The sequence below is a fragment of the Paraburkholderia sp. RCC_158 genome (assembly GCF_041355255.1).
GTDB lineage: Bacteria > Pseudomonadota > Gammaproteobacteria > Burkholderiales > Burkholderiaceae > Paraburkholderia > Paraburkholderia graminis.
On the sequence record NZ_JBFUPM010000003.1, the window covers coordinates 1 to 22,092 of the forward strand.

The 22,092-nt window shown below is 62.2% G+C and carries 14 protein-coding genes and 2 pseudogenes; 10 read left to right on the plus strand and 6 right to left on the minus strand.

All coding sequences use genetic code 11. The features are described 5' to 3' along the window. Positions 1-166: 166 nt before the first annotated feature. Positions 167-434 (plus strand): annotated as a pseudogene (locus AB6809_RS07090) (Arm DNA-binding domain-containing protein); the annotation flags it as partial. Between the two features lie 155 nt (positions 435-589). Here AB6809_RS07090 and AB6809_RS07095 read toward each other — a convergent pair. Continuing rightward, the gene (locus AB6809_RS07095; protein ID WP_308810911.1) at positions 590-967 is read right to left on the minus strand and encodes an FAD-dependent monooxygenase; all 378 of its coding nucleotides are present in this window, start codon (positions 965-967) and stop codon (positions 590-592) included. Here AB6809_RS07095 and AB6809_RS07100 point away from each other — a divergent pair. Next, positions 870-1,205, plus strand: a complete 336-nt coding sequence (locus AB6809_RS07100) for an AraC family transcriptional regulator (RefSeq protein ID WP_053858234.1) — start codon at positions 870-872, stop codon at positions 1,203-1,205. The two genes, AB6809_RS07095 and AB6809_RS07100, sit on opposite strands and share 98 nt — an antisense overlap. Positions 1,206-1,223: 18 nt before the next feature. Continuing rightward, positions 1,224-1,334, plus strand: a pseudogene (locus tag AB6809_RS07105) (helix-turn-helix domain-containing protein); the annotation flags it as partial. A 185-nt stretch (positions 1,335-1,519) separates the two neighbouring features. On the opposite strand, the gene AB6809_RS07110 reads toward AB6809_RS07105, so the two are convergent. Beyond that, positions 1,520-2,431: a LysR family transcriptional regulator gene (locus AB6809_RS07110; protein WP_371026174.1), complete on the minus strand. Its 912-nt coding sequence runs from the start codon at positions 2,429-2,431 to the stop codon at positions 1,520-1,522. Positions 2,432-2,596: 165 nt separating this feature from the next. Between AB6809_RS07110 and AB6809_RS07115 the strand changes: the two genes are divergently transcribed. The 3 genes from AB6809_RS07115 to AB6809_RS07125 are packed head-to-tail and all read left to right on the plus strand — an operon-like array spanning position 2,597 to position 8,481. Beyond that, entirely contained in the window at positions 2,597-6,043 is a 3,447-nt protein-coding gene (locus AB6809_RS07115; protein WP_371026435.1) for a molybdopterin-dependent oxidoreductase, read from the plus strand. Between the two features lie 26 nt (positions 6,044-6,069). Further along, positions 6,070-7,005 (plus strand): ornithine cyclodeaminase family protein, encoded by a 936-nt coding sequence (locus AB6809_RS07120; RefSeq protein ID WP_371026176.1) that lies wholly within the window; start codon positions 6,070-6,072, stop codon positions 7,003-7,005. 24 nt (positions 7,006-7,029) lie between these two features. Beyond that, a complete protein-coding gene (locus AB6809_RS07125; RefSeq protein ID WP_029971599.1) occupies positions 7,030-8,481 on the plus strand; it encodes a short-chain fatty acid transporter in 1,452 nt (483 codons plus the stop codon). A gap of 53 nt (positions 8,482-8,534) precedes the next feature. Here AB6809_RS07125 and AB6809_RS07130 read toward each other — a convergent pair whose 3' ends face one another. From AB6809_RS07130 to AB6809_RS07145, 4 genes are all read right to left on the minus strand, one after another. After that, complete coding sequence (locus AB6809_RS07130) at positions 8,535-10,097, minus strand: DHA2 family efflux MFS transporter permease subunit (protein WP_006050945.1); 1,563 nt, start codon at positions 10,095-10,097, stop codon at positions 8,535-8,537. Positions 10,098-10,128: 31 nt separating this feature from the next. After that, positions 10,129-11,391 carry an EmrA/EmrK family multidrug efflux transporter periplasmic adaptor subunit gene (locus tag AB6809_RS07135; protein ID WP_029971600.1) on the minus strand — a complete coding sequence of 421 codons (1,263 nt, stop codon included), beginning with the start codon at positions 11,389-11,391 and terminating at the stop codon, positions 10,129-10,131. Positions 11,392-11,479: 88 nt separating this feature from the next. Then, positions 11,480-13,036 carry an efflux transporter outer membrane subunit gene (locus AB6809_RS07140; protein WP_053858232.1) on the minus strand — a complete coding sequence of 519 codons (1,557 nt, stop codon included), beginning with the start codon at positions 13,034-13,036 and terminating at the stop codon, positions 11,480-11,482. A 48-nt stretch (positions 13,037-13,084) separates the two neighbouring features. Further along, entirely contained in the window at positions 13,085-13,600 is a 516-nt protein-coding gene (locus AB6809_RS07145; protein WP_006050942.1) for a MarR family winged helix-turn-helix transcriptional regulator, read from the minus strand. Positions 13,601-13,956: 356 nt separating this feature from the next. On the opposite strand from AB6809_RS07145, the gene typA reads away from it, so the two are divergent. From typA to lpdA, 4 genes are all read left to right on the plus strand, one after another. Then, positions 13,957-15,783, plus strand: a complete 1,827-nt coding sequence (typA, locus tag AB6809_RS07150; protein ID WP_053858231.1) for a translational GTPase TypA — start codon at positions 13,957-13,959, stop codon at positions 15,781-15,783. 391 nt (positions 15,784-16,174) lie between these two features. Beyond that, entirely contained in the window at positions 16,175-19,036 is a 2,862-nt protein-coding gene (locus AB6809_RS07155; protein ID WP_371026180.1) for a 2-oxoglutarate dehydrogenase E1 component, read from the plus strand. 143 nt (positions 19,037-19,179) lie between these two features. Then, positions 19,180-20,463 carry a 2-oxoglutarate dehydrogenase complex dihydrolipoyllysine-residue succinyltransferase gene (gene odhB / locus AB6809_RS07160; RefSeq protein WP_029971603.1) on the plus strand — a complete coding sequence of 428 codons (1,284 nt, stop codon included), beginning with the start codon at positions 19,180-19,182 and terminating at the stop codon, positions 20,461-20,463. A gap of 164 nt (positions 20,464-20,627) precedes the next feature. Next, positions 20,628-22,058 carry a dihydrolipoyl dehydrogenase gene (gene lpdA / locus AB6809_RS07165; protein ID WP_371026183.1) on the plus strand — a complete coding sequence of 477 codons (1,431 nt, stop codon included), beginning with the start codon at positions 20,628-20,630 and terminating at the stop codon, positions 22,056-22,058. Positions 22,059-22,092: the final 34 nt, after the last annotated feature.

Below are 22,092 nucleotides of genomic sequence, written 5' to 3' on the forward strand. Positions count from 1 at the left end.
TAACCGTATACGCAGGTGTATCAAATTCAAATTGCGTTTGCGTCCGAAGCTGTATCAACTTGAGATTGCGTTTGACACCCACAAGGGGCCGGCCATTAGGTTGACGATTGAGTGGGAATAAATCAGGATCCTCTGCAGTGGTCTGCAGAGGTCCATCAGCGCCTGGATTTCCCCGACGCTTACGGACCTCGGCTTGCGGGCGCTCAAGCGGACTAGCAGTATCTACAAGGTGGCCGACCACAGTGGCCGACCAACGTGGCCTCTATGTGGCCGTTACGTCGTCTGGGGTAGTTAGTTTCCGGTTCGACTATCGCCTGAATGGGCGTCGCGAGACGTTGGTCATAGGTCGCTACGATCCGCGGCTCCCTGCCCGCGAAACGCGTGATGCCGAGGAACTGAACCTCGGTGTGTCATTGAGTCTCGCAGAGGCGAGGCGTGGACCCAGCGCGCGCCATCCCTCTCGATCTGATAGACATTCGGGGGGGAGCCGTCTCGAGGAGACTGCTCTGCGAAGAAGCGTGCCCGGTGCGCACGAACTCTGCCGCCTGATGCCGCTTGTGCTCCCGGAAAGCAGTGTGTGCGAGCGCCACTACGCGTCGAACCATTCGCCGAAACCGCGCAAACATTCTTCAACGATAGGCGCCGCCCGATCAAGCATGACTTGCTCCTGTGCGCAAACCGCGTCTCGCCAGTTTGCCGCCGCGACGATTGCTTCAGCGAGTTCGGCAGCGTCAAGCATGGCCAGATTGACGCCTGCGCCCATTGGCGGCATTACGTGGGCGGCATCGCCTACGAGCGTCAGTCCCGACTTCGCGGGCCATGTCGTCCCAGCAGGAAGACTGCTACCGCAGGTCCTGGCGGTCGGACCTTTGCTCGGAGCGCTGATACAGCGCGTCGCACCGTGGAACCATCCCGTCGAGCGGACGCCTGAAGAGGCGCGGGTCGTCTCAGTGCTGATAGACGAAATGCGCGCGGCAGAGCATGAACCACTGCACCTTCCCATACCGGACGACAAGCGCCTGCTGAAGATGGTCAGCATCGTGCTGAAGGATTTGAGCCGGGAACACTCTCTGGAAGCACTGTCGTCAATGGCCGGCCTGTCGGCTAGAACCGCTCGGCGCCTGTTTTCCGTATCGCTCGGCATATCGTTGGCCGAGTGGCGACAGCAGGCGTTGCTGCTGCGTGCCGTGTATCTGCTCGCGTAGGGCGAGTGCGTCTCGGCGGTCGCAGACGTCTTGGGCTATGCCAGCCCAAGCAGTTTCATCGCGATGTTCCGCAAGGCTTTTGGCGAGACGCCGGGGAGATATGTCAGGGCTGCGGGGCAGGATGCCTGATATTGACGTTCTGGCGAAAGCGTTTAGTTTTGCCGGCTCGGCAAGTAGCGGCTTTGGCCTGTCGGCCCAGGAGTCTGCCGTTCGCCTTAACCTGGCTCGTAGGTGTGACGTTCGTGTGTCGGCTTCGGATGAATTCCCGGTCGCGCGCATACCGAACGTCCGCTATGTCCGTCAGGAAAGGCCGACTATTGGATTGTCTTCTTCCAGGACCGGAAGAGATCTAGCAGCACTTTCGCGGGCGTCGGCAGGATGCTCTTTCGGTGCCAGACGGCACCGACGTCCATGGTCGGGATCGGAATGCTCAGATCACGCCTCATAATCCGGCTCCCTTCGAGCGACCACGGACGATAGACGAGGTCCGAAAGAATCGTGACGCCCAACCCGAGCGCGACCATGCTTCGCACGGCTTCGATCGACTTGCTCTGGATACGCACGTGCGGTGCGAGGCCATATTTTCCCCAATACTTGCGAACAGTTCGGACATGCTCGTCCATGTCGAGTAAAAGGTAGTCCTCCTGCGCAATGTCCTGCAGCGTGACCTGTTGTGCATCTTGCAACGGGTGATCCGGATGGGTCCAAAGCCGGCGCATGGAGCGCAGAATCGTTTCGTATTTCAGCTCGTCCACGTTGGCCGTATTGGACACAAGCATCAGACCGATATCAAGCTGATTGTCGACGAGACGTTGCTCGATATCCTCGCGCGCGTCTTCGATCACCTCGACAGTGAGGTGCTCGAAGCGCTGCGAGACGGTAGCAAGCATTGACGGCATCAGGTAAGCCGAGACGGTTTCCGTGACGCCCACCCGAACGTGCCCCGAAATCTGTTCAGGTTCCTCCTGGGCCGCGACCACGGCGCGCCCGACGGACACATTCGCGTTCTGCACATGCCGAAGAAATCGCTCGCCTGCTCGGGTCAGGCGGACGCCCCTCGCGTGGCGCTGCAGCAGCGGCACGCCCACGGTGTCTTCGAGATTCTTCAGCGCCATCGTCATCGACGACTGCGAAACGGCGCAGAGATTGGCAGACCTGGAGATCTGCCCGGTATCAGCCACCGAGATGAAGTACTCGATCTGGCGAAGCGTAATGTGTGTGGCCACGTTGACGTACTCCGCTAGGTTGTGGCGCCGTGCAAACCGACGGCGCGAACCGACGACCGAACTGAGGTATTGAAAAATTATATATCGGGAGGCAAGAAATATGAATTAGGCAGGGCAATTTCGGCTGCATAGCATCCCATCATGAAAGGAAACAGTGGAACGATGATGGAGACGCAGGAGAAGAAGGGGTACTGCACGTTATGCCGGTCAAGATGCGGCACGATCAACACGGTCCGCGGCGACTTGTTGCTGAAGGTTCGTCCCGACAACACGCACCCGACCGGCAACGCGATGTGCATGAAAGGCAAGGCCGCACCGGAACTCGTACACAGCCCCAACCGGGTGTTGTATCCCATGCGCCGCACTGCCCCAAAAGGGGCGGCCGATCCGCGCTGGGAACGGATCAGCTGGGACGAGGCGCTTGACGAGATCGCGACCACGCTCGCGCACGTCAAGCGGGAAAACGGCGCTGAATCGGTGGTGTTCGGCGTGACCACCCCGAGCGGTACGCCGATGAGCGACAGCATCGACTGGGTGGAGCGATTCGTGTGGTCTTTCGGGAGTCCGAATATCTGCTACGCGACCGAGATCTGCAACTGGCACAAGGATTTCGCGCACGTGTTTACGTTCGGCTGCGGCATGCCAACGGCCGATTACCGGAATTCCGACGTCATCGTGCTTTGGGGTACGAATCCAGCCAACACGTGGCTGGCCCAGGCGGACAGTATCGCAGCGGGTCGGCGCAACGGTGCAAAGCTGATTGTCGTGGACCCAAGACCCACGGCGCTTGCGCGCGATGCGGATGTATGGCTGCGCGTGCAGCCAGGCACGGACGGCGCGCTTGCTATGGGAATTGCCCGGCAAATGATCGCGATGGGAAATATCGACGATACATTTGTCCGCGAATGGACGAATGGCGCGTTCCTGGTTCGTCGTGATAGCGGATATTTTCTGCGTGAGCGCGACATCGATCCGGAGTCGTCGAACAATCGATATGCGGTCTGGAATGGCGCGCTCAATCGACTCGAACTCGTCGGAGAAGAGGCGCGCACGTCGCCGTCCGATCTTTCGATTTCAGGCTCGTATCAGATTCGCGTATTCGACCTGACGGGCCGGGTGATAGAGGTCACGTGTACGCCCGCTTTCGAGTTGTACCGCGATGCGCTGTCTGATTACACGCCCGAACACGTGAGCAGAATCACCGGTGTCGACGCCTCGGCGATCGAAATCGTGGCGGCGATGCTCGGCCCACGCCAGCGTATTGCCTATCACGCGTGGTCTGGTGTGGGACAACACACGAACGCGACGCAAACGGAGCGGGCGATCGCTACGCTGTATGCACTGACAGGTGCATTCGATACGCAGGGTTCAAACCGCGAGTTGCTGAAGCAGCCAGCAAATCCTCTCAGTAACTACGCCATGCTGAGTCCTCAGCAGCGAACAAAGGCGCTCGGACTTGACGAGCGACCGCTCGGTCCGCCGTCCCAGGGATGGGTGACCGCGCGCGATGTTTATCGTGCGATTCTCGAGTCCAGGCCTTATCGGGTGCGCGCGCTTGTCGCGTTCGGCACCAACATGGTGATGTCGCAAGCCGACAGCGCATTGGCGCGGGACGCGCTGTGCGCACTCGATTTTCATGTCCATTGCGACCTGTTCGAAACGCCATCCGCCCGCTACGCGGATATCCTCCTTCCGGTCAATACGCCTTGGGAACGGGAAGGACTGCGTCTCGGCTTCGAGATCAATGAGCGGGCCGTCGAATTGGTCCAGTTGCGGCAGCGGATGGTGACGCCTCGCGGGGAGAGCCGGGCGGACTACAACATCGTGCTGGATCTGGCGGTCAGGCTCGGGATGGGGGATCAATTCTTCGGTGGCGACGTCGAAAAAGGATGGAACCATGTTCTCGAACCGTTGGGCCTGGACGTCGCGACGCTGCGTTCGCATCCCGAGGGCATTTACCGGCCGCTCGAGCAGCAGGAAAAGCAATACGCTTGCGCCACGCCGAATGGCCCGCGAGGCTTTGCGACCGAAACGCGGCGCGTCGAGTTCTATTCGGAGAAGCTGCATCGGTACGGTTATCCGGCCGTACCTCAGTATGTACCGCCGAGCCGCGGAGAAGGAGCACGCGCAGCTGAGCGTCGACGCTTTCCCTATACGCTCACTTCCTTCAAGAACGGCTACTACTGCCACAGCCAGCATCGTGGCCTGCCAAGCCTTCGTCGCCGTGCCCCTTATCCCGTCGCGGAACTGAGCGCCGATCTGGCGGCCGCGAAGGGCATTGTCGACGGCGACTGGATACGCGTCGCCAGTACCAACGGCACCGCGCGATTCCGTGCGCGGGTGGTCCCCGAGCTCGCGCCGGATGTCGTAGTCGCGGAGTATGGCTGGTGGCAGGCATGCGACGAAATCGGCATGGAATCGTCGGCGGCACTGGGAAGCGCAAACAGTAACTACAACAGCATCGTGTCCGGCGCCATTGTCGATCCGCTGAGCGGTTCATCGCCGCTTCGTGCCGTGCCATGCGACGTCACGCTCGACGCGTCGGTCGATCCCGCGCGACGGGCATGGCGAGGATTCCGGGACTTTGTCGTGTCGGCCGTACATGGAGAAGCCGAAGGCGTTCGCACGGTTACGTTCAGCGCAGCCGACGGTGGACCGCTCCCCGACTATCTGCCCGGACAGCATGTGACGATCCATATTCCGGAGTTGTGCGAAGGAGGAACGACGCGTGCCTATTCGCTCACTGGCCATGCGATTGAAAGCGATCGCCGGACATACTCGATCTCCGTGCGCCATCAGCGAGGCCGAAGTGCCGATGGTGAGCAGTTCGAGGGCGTCATGTCCTCGCATATTCATCGCGAGTTGGCAGTTGGACACAGGGTCTTGCTTCAAGCCCCCAGCGGCACCTTCGTCGTACCGCCGGCTTCGAAGCGACCGGTCGTCATATTCGCGGGTGGGATTGGAATAACGCCCTTCATTTCGTGGCTGGAAACGATCGGGGAACTGGGCACACAAGCGCCTGAATCGCAGCTGTTTTACGCGAATCTCAATAGCTCGACTCATGCGTTCCGGAAACGAATTGCGCAATCGCAGCGTGCTTTGCCAACGCTCAAGGTCGTGAATTGCTATAACCAGCCGCGCGACGAAGTACTCGGACGCGACTTCGAGATGCAGGGCTACCTCACTGCGGAGGTCGTGGACGACGCATTGATACAGCACCGCGCGCGATTTTATTTATGCGGCCCGGAGCCGATGATGAACGCCATCACGGCGGGCCTCGTCGAGCGCGGCGTACCGCCGTTCGATATCTTCAGCGAGGCCTTTCGGTCTCCGTCAAAGCCGGCCCTCGATCCATCACAGCGCTTCGCCGTCGAATTCCGGCGGTCGCGGATCAAGGCGGAATGGGCACCCGAACGGGGAAGCCTGCTCAGCTTCGGCGAGAGCCTCGGCATCAGCATGCCGAGCGGCTGCCGGGTCGGGCAATGCGAGAGCTGTGCCGTCAAGGTCCTGGCGGGCAAGGTGTCGCATATGACGGGGCATGGGCCGGATGAAGCCGATATGTGCCTCGCCTGCCAGGCGATCCCGGCCACTGATATTTCCATTGAAGCGTGAATGACCCACGAGGAGCCAAATCGAGCATGAAATTTTTCGACACGCCAGCGACACGCGAAGCGCTGGACTTCGCCACGCTGATTCCGTCGCTGAAGAAGGCGTTCATCAAGGGGTGTGAGGTTCCACTCCGGCACTCGCACACGATCAATAGCGGCGACGGCAATAGCGGCACCGTATTGATCATGCCGGCGTGGGAGGCGGACCGATATCTCGGCATCAAGACCGTGAACATTTTCCCCGGTAACCAGGGCCGCGGAATGCCCGGCTTGCACTCGACTTACGTGCTGTACGACGCCAGCACGGGTGAGCCACTCGCACAGATGGACGGCAATGAAATCACCTCACGCCGGACCGCCGCCGCCTCGGCACTCGCTGCAACCTTTCTGGCGCGCGACGACTCCTCGCACATGGTGCTGTTGGGCGCCGGACGCGTCGCAAGCCTGGTGCCGTCAGCGTATCGAAGCCAGCTGCCAATCACGCATGTCGAGGTCTGGGACATCTATCCGGAATCGGCCGCGCGACTCGTGCAGCAACTGCGAGGCGAAGGTTTCAATGCGGCCGTTGTCGCCAGTCTGCCGGACAGCGTGGCGCGCGCGGATGTCGTGAGCTGCGCGACGCTCGCCACCGAGTCGATCGTACGCGGCTCGTGGTTGAAGCCGGGAACGCATCTCGATCTTATCGGAAGCTTCACGCCGCAGATGCGCGAGGCTGACGACGATTGTTTCCGCCACGCACGCGTGTTTGTCGATACGGACGAGGCACCGCAGAAGTCCGGCGACCTGATTGGGCCGTTGTCGCGCAACGTGATTTCGCCGGCGGACCTGAACGGTACGCTCGCCGCCCTGTGCCGGGGCGACGTCGGTGGGCGATTCGACGGCAGCGAGCGGACGGTATTCAAAGCGGTGGGGACCGCACTCGAAGACCTGGCTGCGGCAGTGCAGGTTTATGAACAGCATGTTTAATCACTCGAAGCGTCGGAGACCATGATGAAGGAATTGAACCGTCAGCAAGACCTGGCAGCCTCGACAGCCGACGATGCAGTCGGACTCGAGCGTATGGCCGCAGCAGTGACCCGTTGGTCGGAAAAGTGGTTTCCCGACGCATACATATTCGCGGCGATCGCGGTTGTCGTCGTCGCCGTCGGCGCGCTGGCGACGGGCGCACCTGCACAACGTGTGGGCATTGCCTTCGGAGACGGATTCTGGAGCCTGATTCCCTTTACGATGCAGATGGCGATCGTGGCCATTTCAGGCTACGTGGTCGCGGTATCTCCGCCTGCCGCCAAATTGATCGCATGGCTTGCCCGCTTGCCGTCGAACGGCAAGTCTGCGGTGGCATTCGTCGCGCTGGTCAGCATTTCGGCGTCGCTTTTCAACTGGGCGATCAGCCTGATCTTCAGTGGCCTGCTGGTTCGTGCGCTCGCTCGTCGCACCGGGCTCCGTATGGACTATCGAGCGGCGGGTGCCGCCGCCTATCTCGGCATGGGCGCGACCTGGGCGCTGGGATTGAGTTCGTCGGCATCGCAATTGCAGGCGAATCCGGACAGTTTGCCGAAAGCGCTGCTGGCGATCACCGGTGTCATTCCGTTCTCCGAAACGATTTTTCTTCCGCAGTCGTTGCTGATAGTCGCCGCTCTGACCGTCGTATCGCTTTTGATCGCGTATCTCTCTGCGCCGGGCGCCGAACGCGCCAAAACCGCGCAGCATCTGGGCATCTCGCTGAACGAGGCGGAACTCGAAGTAGCAGCGCCTTCACGCCCCGGCGACTGGCTCGAGTACAGCCCGTTGATCACAATCCTGATCGTCGCACTCGGCTCTGTTTGGGCATGGCACGAATTCACCGCGAAAAATCCGGTGCTGGCGATCTCGAATCTCAATACCTACAACTTCGTGTTCCTGTTGGCCGGGATGCTGTTGAACTGGCGCCCCCGCCGCTTCCTGAACGCCGTGGCGAAATCGGTGCCGTCCGTGGCTGGCGTGTTGATCCAGTTTCCTCTCTACGGAGGCATTGCGTACATGCTGACGAAAGCCTCCGCGCCGTCGGGACTACCGTTGGCCGATCATCTTTCGCATTTCTTCGTTGCCGTGTCGTCGCATGCGTCGTTTCCGGCGCTGATGGGCATCTACTCTGCCGTCCTTGGATTCTTCGTGCCGTCCGGTGGCGGGAAATGGATCATCGAGGCACCGTACGTGATCGCGGCAGCCAGGGAACTGCAGGTTCATCTGGGCTGGGCGGTAACCGTCTACAACGCGGCGGAGGCGTTGCCGAATTTGATCAACCCTTTCTGGATGCTACCGTTGCTAGGCGTGCTGGGATTGCGGGCTCGCGACGTGGTGGGCTTCACGTTTACCCAGTTCATCGTGCATCTTCCGCTCGTGATCTTCATGCTGTGGATTCTTGCGGGGACGTTGACCTTCCATCCCCCCGTCATGCCCTGATCAGTCTGTGGCGCCAGCCCGGTGCAGCAGGTTGTCAGTCTGGTCTGCTCGTCTCAATGCGCCGCCGCAGCAGCCGCGCCCGCATCGCCACCGGCTCTTTCCGGCTTCGTGATCCAGATCAGCGCAATCAGCGCGACGAAGATGCCGGCCGAAACGAAGAACAGGTCGTTCACGCCCAATTGCGCGGCCTGTTGCGTCGCCATCGAATTGAAGAGCCCATACGCTTGCGGTTGACTGAAACCGGCCGCGCCCATTTGCCGGATCGACTGATCGAAGACCGGGTTGTAGGCGTTGGCGCGCTCGGTCAGTTGCGCATGATGCATGATCGAGCGATGGTCCCACGCCGTCTGAAAGATCGACGTGCCGATGCCGCCGCACATGATCCGCACGAAGTTCGACAAGCCCGAGGCCGCCGGAATCCGGTTGCCCGGCAAGCCCGACAGCGTGATCGACACGAGCGGAATGAAGAACCCGGCCATGCCGATGCCCTGAATCAGCGTGGGCAGCAAGAGCGAGTACGTATCGACGCCGGTCGTGTAGCGCGAGCGCATCCAGAAGCACAGCGCGAACACGAGGAACGACAGGGTCGCGATGTAGCGCGGATCGGTGCGTGGCAATACCTTGCCCGTGATCGGCGACAGCAGCACGGCAAACAGTCCGACGGGCGCCATCACGAGACCGGCGTCGGTCGCCGTGTAGCCGATGTCGGTTTGCAGCCACAGCGGCAATAGCACGAGATTGCCGAAGTAAAGGCCGTAGCCGATCGACAGCGCGACCGTGCCGCCCGTGAAATTGCGCTTGCTAAAGAGTGAGAGGTCGACCACCGGATGCTCGGCCGTCAATTCCCACACGATAAAAAACGCGAGCGCGATCACGGCGACGAGCGCCAGCACGACGATCGTGGTCGACGAAAACCAGTCGAGGTCCTTGCCCTTGTCGAGCATGACCTGCAACGAGCCGACCCACAAGATCAGCAAGCCGAGGCCGACACCGTCGATCGGCGCCTTTTTCACGACGGAATCGCGGTTGCGGAAGATCATCCACGTCGCAGCCGCGGCGACGGCGCCGACGGGAATGTTGACGTAGAAAATCCACGGCCACGAAATGTTGTCCGAGATCCAGCCGCCGAGAATCGGGCCGGCGACCGGCGCGATCAACGTGGTCATCGCCCACATCGACAGCGCCATCGGCGCCTTCGCGCGCGGATAGCTCGCGAGCAGCAGCGTTTGCGACAGCGGAATCATCGGGCCGGCCACCGCGCCTTGCAGCACGCGCGAGGCGAGCAGGAAGGGCAGCGTCGGCGCGAGGCCGCACATCCATGACGAGATCACGAACAGCACGATCGACGCCATGAAAAGCCGCACTTGCCCGATGCGGTCGGTGAGCCAGCCGGTCAGCGGCACCGAGATCGCGTTGGCGACCGCGAACGACGTGATCACCCACGTGCCCTGATCGGCCGACACGCCGAGGTCGCCGGAAATGGACGGGATGGAGACGTTCGCGATCGACGTATCGAGCACGTTCATGAAAACGGCGAGCGACACCGCGATGGTGCCGATCACCAGTTGCGCCCCCTCGAGCGGCGGATGAGGGGCTTGCGCCTGAGCCTGAGCCATTCAAAAAGCCTTGTAGGAGTCGCCGCGCGGCTTACATCAGTTTTGCGGCCGCAGCCGCGGGCTTGCCGGTTCCCGACTGCGCGGCTTTCTGCGCGCCAGCGTTCGGACCTGCATTTTCCGCGATGATGCGGGCGATTTCGGCGTCGGCTTCGTCGCCGTATTTCGCGAACACGTTCGTCTGATAGACGGTGTTTTGCGCGTTGCCGAGCTGGCCGCCGTTCTCGTCCTTGATGCTGACGTCGGCTTGCATCGACAGGCCGATACGCAGCGGATGCTTTTCAAGCTCCTGCGGATCGAGCGCGATACGCACCGGCAGGCGCTGCACCACCTTGATCCAGTTGCCCGTCGCGTTCTGCGCGGGCAGCAGCGAAAACGCCGAACCCGTGCCCGCCGAGAAGCCGACCACCTTGCCGTGATAGACGACCGACGAACCGTACACGTCGGCGGTCAGTTCGACCGGCTGGCCGATGCGCATGTGCTTGAGCTGCACTTCCTTGAAGTTGGCGTCGACCCAGACGGCGCCGAGCGGCACGATCGCCATGAGCGGCGTGCCCGGCGAGACGCGCTGTCCGACCTGCACCGAGCGTTTCGCGACATAGCCGGTGACCGGTGCCGGCAGCGTGTTGCGCGCATTGTTCAGATACGCGTCGCGGACCTTCGCGGCAGAAGCCTGCACGTTCGGGTGATTCGCGATCGTCGTGTTCGCGGTCAGCGCGCGGTTCGACGCGAGTTGTTGCTGCGCGGCCTCGACGGCGGCCTGGGCGCTCTTCACGGCGTCGCGTGCGTGGGAAATTTCTTCCTGCGACACCGCGCCGGTTTGAGCCACGGTCATGCGGCGCTTCAGGTCGTCCTGAGCACGCGACAGGTCGGACTGGCGCTGGGCGACCTGAGCCTGGTACTGGTTGTCGTCGGCGAAGAGGCCGCGCACCTGGCGCACCGTCTGCGCGAGATTCGCTTCGGCCTGTTCGAGCGCGACGCGGGCGTCGGCCGGATCGAGCACGACGAGCGGGTCGCCGGCCTTGACCGTTTGCGTGTCGTCGGCGTTGACCGCGACGACCGTGCCGGTGACCTGCGGCGTGATCTGCACGACGTTGCCGTTCACGTAGGCGTCGTCGGTGTCTTCGTGAAAGCGCGCCACGAGGAAGTAGTACAGGCCGTAGGCGATGGCGGCGATCAGGATCACGATGACGAGCAGCGTCATCATGCGCTTGCGTTTGCCGTTGTTCGCGGATTGCGCCGGCTTGTTCGGCTGTGCCGGCTGGTTGTTAGCCGCGGGCTGCTGGGGGGTGCTCATTGATGTGCTCCGGGTTCTCTCTAACGTCGTCGTTTATTCGGATGTTCGTGTGTGGTCTGTTGCTGTCGATCCGTTGCGGTCCGCGCTGTTACTTCGCTGCCGCAGCCGTGGTCGTGGCGGTGGCCGCGGTGCCGCTGGCGCCTGTCGCGGCGGCCGGCGCGGCTGCTTGCTGGGGTCCGTCGCCAGGCACCACGAGCCCGGTTTGCGTCGCGTCGAAACCGCCGCCGAGCGCCTTGACGAGACCGATCTGCAGATCGCGGCGGCGCATCTTCAACGTCGTCACGGTCTGTTCGGCGGCGAGGCGGTTCTGGTCCGCGGTCAGCACCTGCAATTGCGGCGACAACCCGGCCTTGTAGCGGATCACGGCAAGCTGATACGCCTTCGTGGATGCGTCGAGCGCGCGCTGTGCGTCACCCGATTGCTGGTCGATCGAACGGATCGACGAGACTTGCGTGGCCACATCCGACAAAGCATTGATCAGCGTCTGGTTGTAATTCGCGACGTCCAGGTCGAAGTCGGCGTAACGGCCCTTCAATTGCGAGCGCAGCGCGCCGGCGTCGAAGATCGGCAGATGAACCGCCGGGCCGAACTGTATCTGCCGGCTGCCGGCCTTCAGGAAGCGGCCCCAGCCGAACGCGTCGAAGCCGAAAGCGGCGGCGAGATTCACATCGGGGAAAAACTCGGCCTTCGCTTCCTTCACGTCGTGCATCGCCGCTTCGACCTGCCAGCGTGCGGCCACGATGTCCGCGCGGCGCGCGACCAGGTCGGCCGGCAGATTGTCGGGCAGGGTCACCGCATTGCCGGCGCCGAGCACCGGTTGGGCGATCTGCAGGCCGCGGTCCGGCCCCTTGCCGAGCAGCGCGCCCAACTGATAGCGCACCACGGTGATCTGGCCGTCGAGGTCGGTCAGGTTCGACTGGCTCGTCGCGATATTGCCGGTCGCGGTCTGACGTTCGACGTTGGTGTCGAGGCCCGCGGCGACGCGGCCATTCGTGATCCGGCCGATTTCCTGGCGGTTCTCGATCTCGCGCGCGGCGATGTCGCGCAGCGCGTAGAGCTGCGCAAGCTGGTTATAGGTGCTCGCCACGGAGGCCGCGAGCGTCACGCGCGCCTGCTGCATGTCCGCCTGAGCCGCCTTTTCCTGCGACACCGCCTGGCCGAGCCGCTGACGGTTCTTGCCCCACAGGTCGAGATCCCACGAGGCGCTCGCCAGCACGTTGTTCTCGCTATACCAGGTGCCACCGTACGGAGGCGGGTAGAGCGCGTTGCCGGAGAAGAGTTCGCGCGTCCACGAATAGCTGCCGTTGACCTTCGGATAGAGCGCCGAGCGCGAACTTTCGATATACGACGACGCCTTCGCGAGACGCGCCTGCGCCTGCGCGATCGACGGATTGCCTTCCAGCGCTTCGTCAATCAGCTTCGGCAACTGGGGATCGCCAAACTGGTTCGCCCACTCGAGCGACGGCCACTGGCCGCCCTGGCCCGTCAGACTCTGCGTGGACTCGTACTGCTCCGGCGACGAGATCTGCTTGTCGCTTTTGACACCGAAGTAGTTCGCGCACCCCGCGAGGGCGAGCGCTGCCACCGCGGCGGCGACAGCGGCCCGGCGCGGAAACGCGGGCGCGGACAGGGAAAGGGATTTCATCGCTCGACTCTTTGAGTGGAATGTAATGATGGACGCTGCAAGTAATTTTTAAGTCTTGTTGCCGGAGCTGCTTGCCGCATCGCGAGCAAATGCCGTGCATTCGCCGGAATTGATCAGGGCTCGCCGCAGCATGCTCTTTAAGAAGCCCACTTCTTCCGGGGTGAAACCGGAGAGCAGACTATCCAGCACGCTGGTGAAAATCTTCGGCATCTTCGCGGCGATTGCGTGGCCTTCGGGCGTCAGCGCGAGCCGCACGGCGCGCCGGTCTTCGCTGCTGCGCACCCGCGTCAGCAGGCCGCGCTTTTCCAGCCGGTCGATCAGCCGCGTGACGGCGCTTGCGTCGATGCCGTATTCGCGGGCCAGTTCGGCCGCCAGCACGCATTTGCCGCTCGCCACCATGAACAGGATGCTGCCCTGCTGACTGGTGATGCCCAGTTCGGCCATGCTGCGCTGGGTGACCATGTTCGACATGGTCGACTTCACTCGCGCGAGCAGGTAGCCGACGCTTTCGCCGAGCTGATACTCGCTGATCTCCGGCGCGGGTGTTGAGGACGGCTCCGTCATGATTCTCGTGCGGATGCAATGGTTGACTATGCACGATTATAGGAGCCGGATGATTGACGCGGCAAGGGTTATTACAGCTTAGGCAAGGAATTTTCCGCACTCAAGAAGGAATCGGCGCGTTTTTGCGTAGGCGCAAATGAGGTGGTCTGTCAGTGTTGCGGGCTGCAAATGGCACGCCGCGGCGTCCGCTATCGGGGAATACCAGAAAGCGTCACCATCGCGTGCTATAATGTTGGGTTCCCAAAAGTGCGCTTTGGGCTTGTCGTAATTTTGTCCTCGTATTGCTCTGATAGAAGGGTAAGCGGCAGGGGTAAGCGGCATGAGCAAGCGGCGCACTCAACTGTCTCCAGGTTCCTATGACCCGCGCCCTACGCAACATCGCCATCATTGCCCACGTCGACCACGGCAAGACCACGCTCGTCGACCAGCTCCTCCGTCAGACCGCCACGTTCCGCGACAACCAGCAGGTTGCCGAGCGCGTGATGGACTCGAACGACATCGAAAAAGAACGTGGCATCACGATTCTTTCCAAGAACTGCGCCGTCGAATACGAAGGCACGCACATCAACATCGTCGACACGCCGGGACACGCCGACTTCGGCGGTGAAGTGGAGCGCGTGCTGTCGATGGTCGACTCCGTGCTGCTGCTCGTCGACGCCGTCGAAGGCCCGATGCCGCAAACGCGCTTCGTGACCAAGAAGGCGCTGGCGCTCGGCCTGAAGCCGATCGTCGTGATCAACAAGGTTGACCGTCCGGGCGCACGCATCGACTGGGTGATCAACCAGACGTTCGACCTGTTCGACAAGCTCGGCGCGACCGACGAGCAGCTCGATTTCCCGATCGTCTACGCGTCGGGCCTGAACGGCTATGCCGGCCTCACGCCGGACGTGCGCGAAGGGGACATGCGCCCGCTGTTCGAAGCCGTGCTCAAGCACGTGCCGGTGCGCGCAGCCGACCCGGAAGGCCCGCTGCAATTGCAGATCACGTCGCTCGACTATTCGTCGTACGTCGGCCGTATCGGCGTGGGCCGCATCACGCGTGGCCGCATCAAGCCGGGCATGGCCGTCGCCGTGCGTTCGGGTCCGGACGGCGCGATTCTGAACCGCAAGATCAACCAGGTGCTGTCGTTCAAGGGTCTGGAGCGCGTGCAGGTCGAGTCGGCGGAAGCGGGCGACATCGTGCTGATCAACGGTATCGAGGAAATCGGCATCGGCGTGACCATCTGCTCGCCGGAACAGCCCGAAGCGCTGCCCATGATCACCGTCGACGAACCGACGCTGACCATGAACTTCCTCGTCAATTCGTCGCCGCTGGCTGGCCGTGAAGGAAAGTTCGTCACGAGCCGTCAGATTCGCGACCGCCTGATGAAGGAACTGAACCACAACGTCGCGCTGCGCGTGAAAGAAACCGGCGACGAAACCACGTTCGAAGTGGCGGGCCGCGGCGAGCTGCACCTGACCATTCTCGTGGAAAACATGCGTCGCGAAGGCTATGAGCTGGCCGTGTCGCGTCCGCGCGTGGTGATGCAGGAAATCGACGGCGTGAAGCACGAGCCGTACGAAAACCTGACCGTCGACATGGAAGACGCCCACCAGGGCGGCGTGATGGAAGAGTTGGGCCGCCGCAAGGGCGAAATGCTCGACATGGCGTCGGACGGCCGTGGCCGCACGCGTCTCGAGTATCGTATTTCGGCGCGTGGCCTGATCGGCTTCCAGTCGGAATTCCTGACGCTCACGCGCGGTACGGGCCTGATGAGCCACACGTTCGACTCGTATCAGCCGGTCAAGGAAGGCGCGGTCGGCGAGCGCCGCAACGGCGTGCTGATTTCGCAGGACGACGGCGCGGCAGTCGCTTACGCGCTGTGGAAGCTGCAGGACCGCGGCCGTATGTTCGTGTCGCCGGGCGAGCCGCTGTATGAAGGCATGATCATCGGCATTCATAGCCGTGACAACGACCTGGTCGTGAACCCGATCAAGGGCAAGCAGCTCACCAACGTGCGTTCGTCGGGTACGGACGAAGCCGTGCGCCTCGTGCCGCCGATTCAGATGTCGCTGGAATACGCGGTCGAGTTTATCGACGACGACGAACTGGTCGAGGTCACGCCGCAATCCATCCGTCTGCGCAAGCGCTACCTGAAGGAACACGAGCGCCGCAGCGCAAGCCGTAAGGGCGCGGTGGACTAAGAGCAGCGCGCGCCGGTTACGGCGCCTTCGCTCTGACTGCTGTTCAAAAGCCACCCGAAGCCGTCTTCGGGTGGCTTTTGTTTTTGCCGCGCCGATAGCGTTATCAGCACTTATCGCCGGTTCGCACTTCGTTTATGCGCGTTTGTCTCCGTTAATCGCAGAAGACTGTTGCGTGCCGCGAAAATCGCCGCGAAGGCCCGTCGTTGCGGGCCCGGGCGGCAATCCGTCTGCTATCTGGACTATCGGTTCTGTGATATGCTCCCCGGGTGCAAGTTTTAGGTCCTTCCAAGCAAGACTTGATTCGCGCAATCCGCTAAACGGTCAGGCCGTGTCGCGGAAGGTTCTGTAACCCGCTATTTCTCGAGAAACTCGAAGAAAGGTGAGCGTAAAAATGATGAAGCAATTCCAGTCGAACTCTTATCTGTTCGGCGGCAATGCTCCGTACGTAGAAGAAATGTACGAAGCATATCTCGACAATCCGGCGTCAGTGCCCGAGAACTGGCGCAGCTATTTCGACGCGTTGCAGAATGTTCCTGCATCGGACGGCAGCAATGCCAACGACGTGGCCCACGGCCCGATCGTCGAATCGTTTGCGCAACGGGCCAAGGCCAATGCCTTCATCCCGCGCACCGCACCCGGCGGCGAAGACCTCGCTACCGCGCGAAAGCAAGTCTATGTGCAGTCCCTCATCGGCGCATATCGCTTCCTCGGCTCGCAATGGGCCAATCTCGATCCCCTGAAGCGCCGCGAACGTCCCGCAATCCCCGAACTCGAACCCGCGTTCTACGACTTCACCGAAGCCGACATGGACCAGGAGTTCAGCGCCACGAATCTGTATTTCGGATTCGAGCGCGCGTCGCTGCGTGAGATCGTCAAGGCACTGCGCGACACGTATTGCGGCACGATCGGCGCCGAGTACATGTACATCAGCGATCCGGAACAGAAGCGCTGGTGGAAGGAAAAGCTCGAGTCGATCCGCTCCACGCCGAACTTCTCGAACGAGAAGAAGAAGCACATCCTGAATCGCCTGACGGCCGCTGAAGGCCTCGAGCGCTTCCTGCACACCAAATACGTCGGCCAGAAGCGCTTTTCGCTGGAGGGCGGCGAGAGCTTCATCGCGTCGATGGACGAAGTCGTGCGTCACGGCGGTGCCCGCGGCGTGCAGGAAATCGTCATCGGCATGGCTCACCGTGGCCGTCTGAACGTGCTGGTCAATACGCTCGGCAAGATGCCGGCTGACCTGTTCGCCGAATTCGAAGGCAAGCACGTCGACGACCTGCCGGCCGGCGACGTCAAGTACCACAAGGGTTTCTCGTCGGACGTCTCGACCGAAGGCGGTCCGGTTCACCTGTCGCTCGCGTTCAACCCGTCGCACCTCGAAATCGTCAACCCGGTGGTCGAAGGTTCGGCGAAGGCGCGTATGGACCGTCGCGGCGACGACAGCGGCCTGCAAGTGCTGCCGGTGCAGATCCACGGCGACGCGGCTTTTGCCGGCCAGGGCGTCGTGATGGAAACGCTGAACCTCGCGCAAACGCGCGGTTACGGCACGCACGGCACGCTGCACATCGTCATTAACAACCAGATCGGTTTCACGACGTCGGACCCGCGCGATTCGCGCTCCACGTTGTACTGCTCGGACGTCGTCAAGATGATCGAGGCGCCGGTGCTGCACGTGAACGGCGACGATCCCGAAGCGGTCGTTCTGGCCACGCAACTGGCTATCGACTTCCGCATGCAGTTCCACAAGGATGTCGTGGTCGACATCGTGTGCTTCCGCAAGCTGGGTCACAACGAGCAGGACACGCCGGCTGTCACGCAGCCGCTGATGTACAAGACCATCGCCAAGCATCCGGGCACCCGCGCGCTGTACGCGGAAAAGCTCGTGCAGCAAGGCGTGATCACGGCAGAAGAAGGCGAGGAATTCGTCAAGGCGTACCGCAAGGCGATGGACGAAGGCCATCACACGGTCGATCCGGTGCTCTCGAACTACAAGAGCAAGTACGCGGTCGACTGGGTGCCGTTCCTGAACCGCAAGTGGACCGACGCAGCCGACACGGCCGTGCCGCTCGCGGAACTGAAGCGCCTCGCCGAGCGCATCACCACGATTCCGGAAAACTTCAAGGTTCACCCGCTGGTCGAGCGCGTCATCAACGACCGTCGCGCGATGGGCCGTGGCGAAGCGAGGCTCGACTGGGGCATGGGCGAGCATCTCGCGTTCGCGTCGCTGGTCGCATCGGGCTACGCTGTGCGTCTGACGGGTCAGGATTCGGGCCGCGGCACGTTCACGCACCGTCACGCGGTGCTGCACGACCAGAACCGCGAGCGCTGGAACGACGGCACGTACGTGCCGCTGCAGAACATCGCCGAAGGTCAGGCGAAGTTCACGGTGATCGACTCCGTGCTGTCGGAAGAAGCGGTGCTCGGCTTCGAATACGGTTACTCGACCGCTGAACCGAACACGTTCGTCGCGTGGGAAGCGCAGTTCGGCGACTTCGTGAACGGCGCGCAAGTCGTGATCGACCAGTTCATCTCGTCGGGCGAAGTGAAGTGGGGCCGCGTGTCGGGTCTCACCATGCTGCTGCCGCACGGCTACGAAGGCCAGGGTCCGGAGCACTCGTCGGCGCGTATCGAGCGTTTCCTGCAACTGTGCGCAGACCACAACATGCAGGTCGTTCAGCCGACCACGCCGGCGCAGATTTTCCACCTGCTGCGCCGTCAGATGATCCGCCTGTTCCGCAAGCCGCTGATCGTCGCCACGCCGAAATCGCTGCTGCGTCACAAGGAAGCGGTGTCGGACCTGTCGGAACTCGCGAAGGGTTCGTTCCAGCCGGTTATCGGCGAAGTGGACGACACCATCGACGCGAAGAAGGTCAAGCGCGTGCTGGCGTGCTCGGGCCGCGTGTACTACGACCTCGTGGCGCATCGCCGCGAAGCGAAGGCGAACGACGTCGCGATCATCCGTATCGAACAGCTCTATCCGTTCGCGCACAAGCAGTTCGAAACGGAAATGAAGAAGTACGACAACGCGACGGAAGTGGTGTGGGTCCAGGACGAGCCGCAGAATCAGGGCCCGTGGTTCTACATCGAGCATCACCTGAAGGAAGGCATGAAGGAAGGACAGAAGCTGGCATACAGCGGCCGTCCGGCTTCGGCTTCGCCGGCAGTGGGCTACTACGCGAAGCACTACGAGCAGCAGAAGGCGCTGGTCGAAGGCGCTTTCGGCCGCCTCAAGAGCGCGTCGATCGCTAAATAAAGAGAACAGACGAACCGGGAAAGCGCAGCGCGCTTTCCCGTGCCGCGTTCTGCAACCCATCAAGGTTGAAGCGCGGCACGCAGGGTTCGCAGGCGGTCGTCGTTCACCGCGCCGTCACCCGATACGTATTCAGGATATTCATAATGGCTATTGTTGAAGTCAAGGTTCCCCAGCTGTCCGAGTCGGTCTCGGAAGCCACCATGCTGCAGTGGAAGAAGAAGCCCGGCGAGGCTGTGGCGCAAGACGAAATTCTCATCGAAATCGAGACCGACAAGGTCGTGCTCGAAGTGCCGGCACCCTCGGCCGGCGTGCTCGCGCAAGTCATCGCGAACGACGGCGACACCGTCACGGCCGATCAGGTCATCGCCAAGATCGACACCGAAGGCAAGGCTGGCGCCGCTGCCGTCGAAGCCGAAGTGAAGCCGGCTCCCGAAGCATCGCCGGCTCCGGCTCCTGCTGCCGCACCGGCCGCGCAAGCCGCATCCGCAACGGGTGCGAACACCGCTGCTTCGCCGGCTGCCGGCAAGCTGATGGCGGAAAAGGGCCTGTCGTCGGGCGACGTCGCCGGCACGGGCCGCGACGGCCGCATCACCAAGGGCGACGTGCTGACGGCCGGCGCACCCGCCGCCAAGGCCGCTGCACCGGCTCCGGCTGCCGCACCGAAGGCTGCCAAGCCGTCGCTGCCGGACGTGAAGGCGCCGGCATCGGCTGATCAATGGCTGAAGGACCGCCCGGAACAACGCGTGCCAATGTCGCGTCTGCGCGCGCGTATCGCCGAGCGTCTGCTCGAGTCGCAGCAAACCAACGCGATCCTGACCACGTTCAACGAAGTGAACATGGCGCCGGTGATGGATCTGCGCAACAAGTACAAGGACAAGTTCGAGAAGGAACATGGCGTGAAGCTCGGCTTCATGTCGTTCTTCGTGAAGGCGGCTGTTCACGCGCTGAAGAAGTTCCCGCTGGTGAACGCGTCCATCGACGGTAACGACATCGTCTATCACGGCTACTTCGACATCGGTATCGCGGTCGGTTCGCCGCGCGGTCTGGTCGTGCCGATCCTGCGCAATGCAGATCAGCTGAGCCTCGCCGACATCGAGAAGAAGATCGCCGAGTTCGGTCAGAAGGCGAAAGACGGCAAGCTGTCCATCGACGAAATGACGGGCGGTACGTTCTCCATCTCGAACGGCGGCGTGTTCGGCTCGATGCTGTCGACGCCGATCATCAACCCGCCGCAGTCCGCGATTCTCGGCGTGCACGCCACGAAGGAACGCGCCGTGGTCGAGAACGGCCAGATCGTGATCCGCCCGATGAACTATCTGGCGCTGTCGTACGACCACCGGATCATCGACGGCCGCGAAGCGGTGCTGTCGCTGGTTGCCATGAAGGACGCGCTCGAAGATCCGGCGCGTCTGCTGCTCGACCTGTAAGCAACGGTCCGACCGGAGCCGGCTTGTAAAACACGCAAGCCGGCTCCAGATGAGCAATACGTCTTTCGCATTCCGCAGTACTGGAACGAGCCGCGCCACCAAGTGTGGCCAATAAGCTTGGCCAATAAGCGTGGCCGCGCCGTTCCGTCATCAAAAGGATTGTCATGTCCAAAGAATTTGACGTCGTCGTGATCGGCGCCGGCCCTGGCGGTTATATCGCCGCGATCCGCGCAGCGCAGCTCGGCAAGACCGTCGCATGTATCGAAAAATGGAAGAACCCGGCCGGCGCGCTGAAGCTCGGCGGCACCTGCCTGAACGTGGGCTGCATTCCATCGAAGGCGCTGCTCGCGTCGTCGGAAGAATTTGAAAACGCCTCGCATCACCTCGCGGACCACGGCATTTCCGTGGAAAACGTGAAGGTCGACATCTCGAAGATGATGGCCCGCAAAGACGGCATCGTCGACAAGATGACGAAGGGCATCGAATTCCTGTTCCGCAAGAACAAGATCACGTGGCTCAAGGGCCACGGCAAGTTCACCGGCAAGACGGACGCCGGCGTGCAGATCGAAGTGAGCGGCGAAGGCGAAACCGAAGTGGTCACGGCGAAGAACGTGATCATTGCGACGGGTTCGAAGGCGCGCCATCTGCCGAACATTCCGGTCGACAACAAGATCGTCGCCGACAACGAAGGCGCGCTCGCTTTCGACTCGGCTCCGAAGAAGCTCGCCGTGATCGGCGCAGGCGTGATCGGCCTGGAACTCGGCTCGGTGTGGCGTCGTCTGGGCGCGGAAGTGACCGTGCTCGAAGCGCTGCCGGAATTCCTCGGCGCGGCTGACCAGGCTTTGGCGAAAGAAGCGGCCAAGCAGTTCAAGAAGCAGGGCCTCGACATTCACGTCGGCGTGAAGGTCGGCGAAGTCACGACCACTGAGAACAGCGTCACGATCAACTACATGGACAAGGACGGCAACGCGCAGAAGCTCGAAGCGGACCGCCTGATCGTGTCGATCGGCCGCGTGCCGAATACGGACAACCTCGGTCTCGAAGCAATCGGTCTGAAGGCGAACGAGCGCGGCTTTATCGACGTGGACGATCATTGCGCGACGGCCGTGCCGAACGTGTACGCGATCGGCGACGTGGTGCGCGGCCCGATGCTCGCGCACAAGGCTGAGGACGAAGGCGTGCTGGTGGCCGAGATCATCGACGGTCAGAAGCCGCATATCGACTACAACTGCATCCCGTGGGTGATCTACACCGAGCCGGAAATCGCGTGGGTCGGCAAGACCGAGCAGCAACTGAAGGCGGAAGGCCGCGAGATCAAGACCGGCCAGTTCCCGTTCATGGCGAACGGCCGCGCGCTCGGCATCAACAAGGCGGATGGCTTCGTCAAGATGATCGCCGACGCAAAGACCGACGAACTGCTCGGCGTGCACATCATCTCGGCGAACGCATCGGATCTGATCGCAGAAGCCGTGGTGGCGATGGAGTTCAAGGCGGCGTCGGAAGACATCGGCCGCATTTGCCATCCGCACCCGTCGCTGTCGGAAGTCATGCGCGAAGCGGCGCTCGCCGTGGACAAGCGCGCGCTGAACATGTAAACGCGCGCGCCTGACTGAACGCAACTTCGGCATT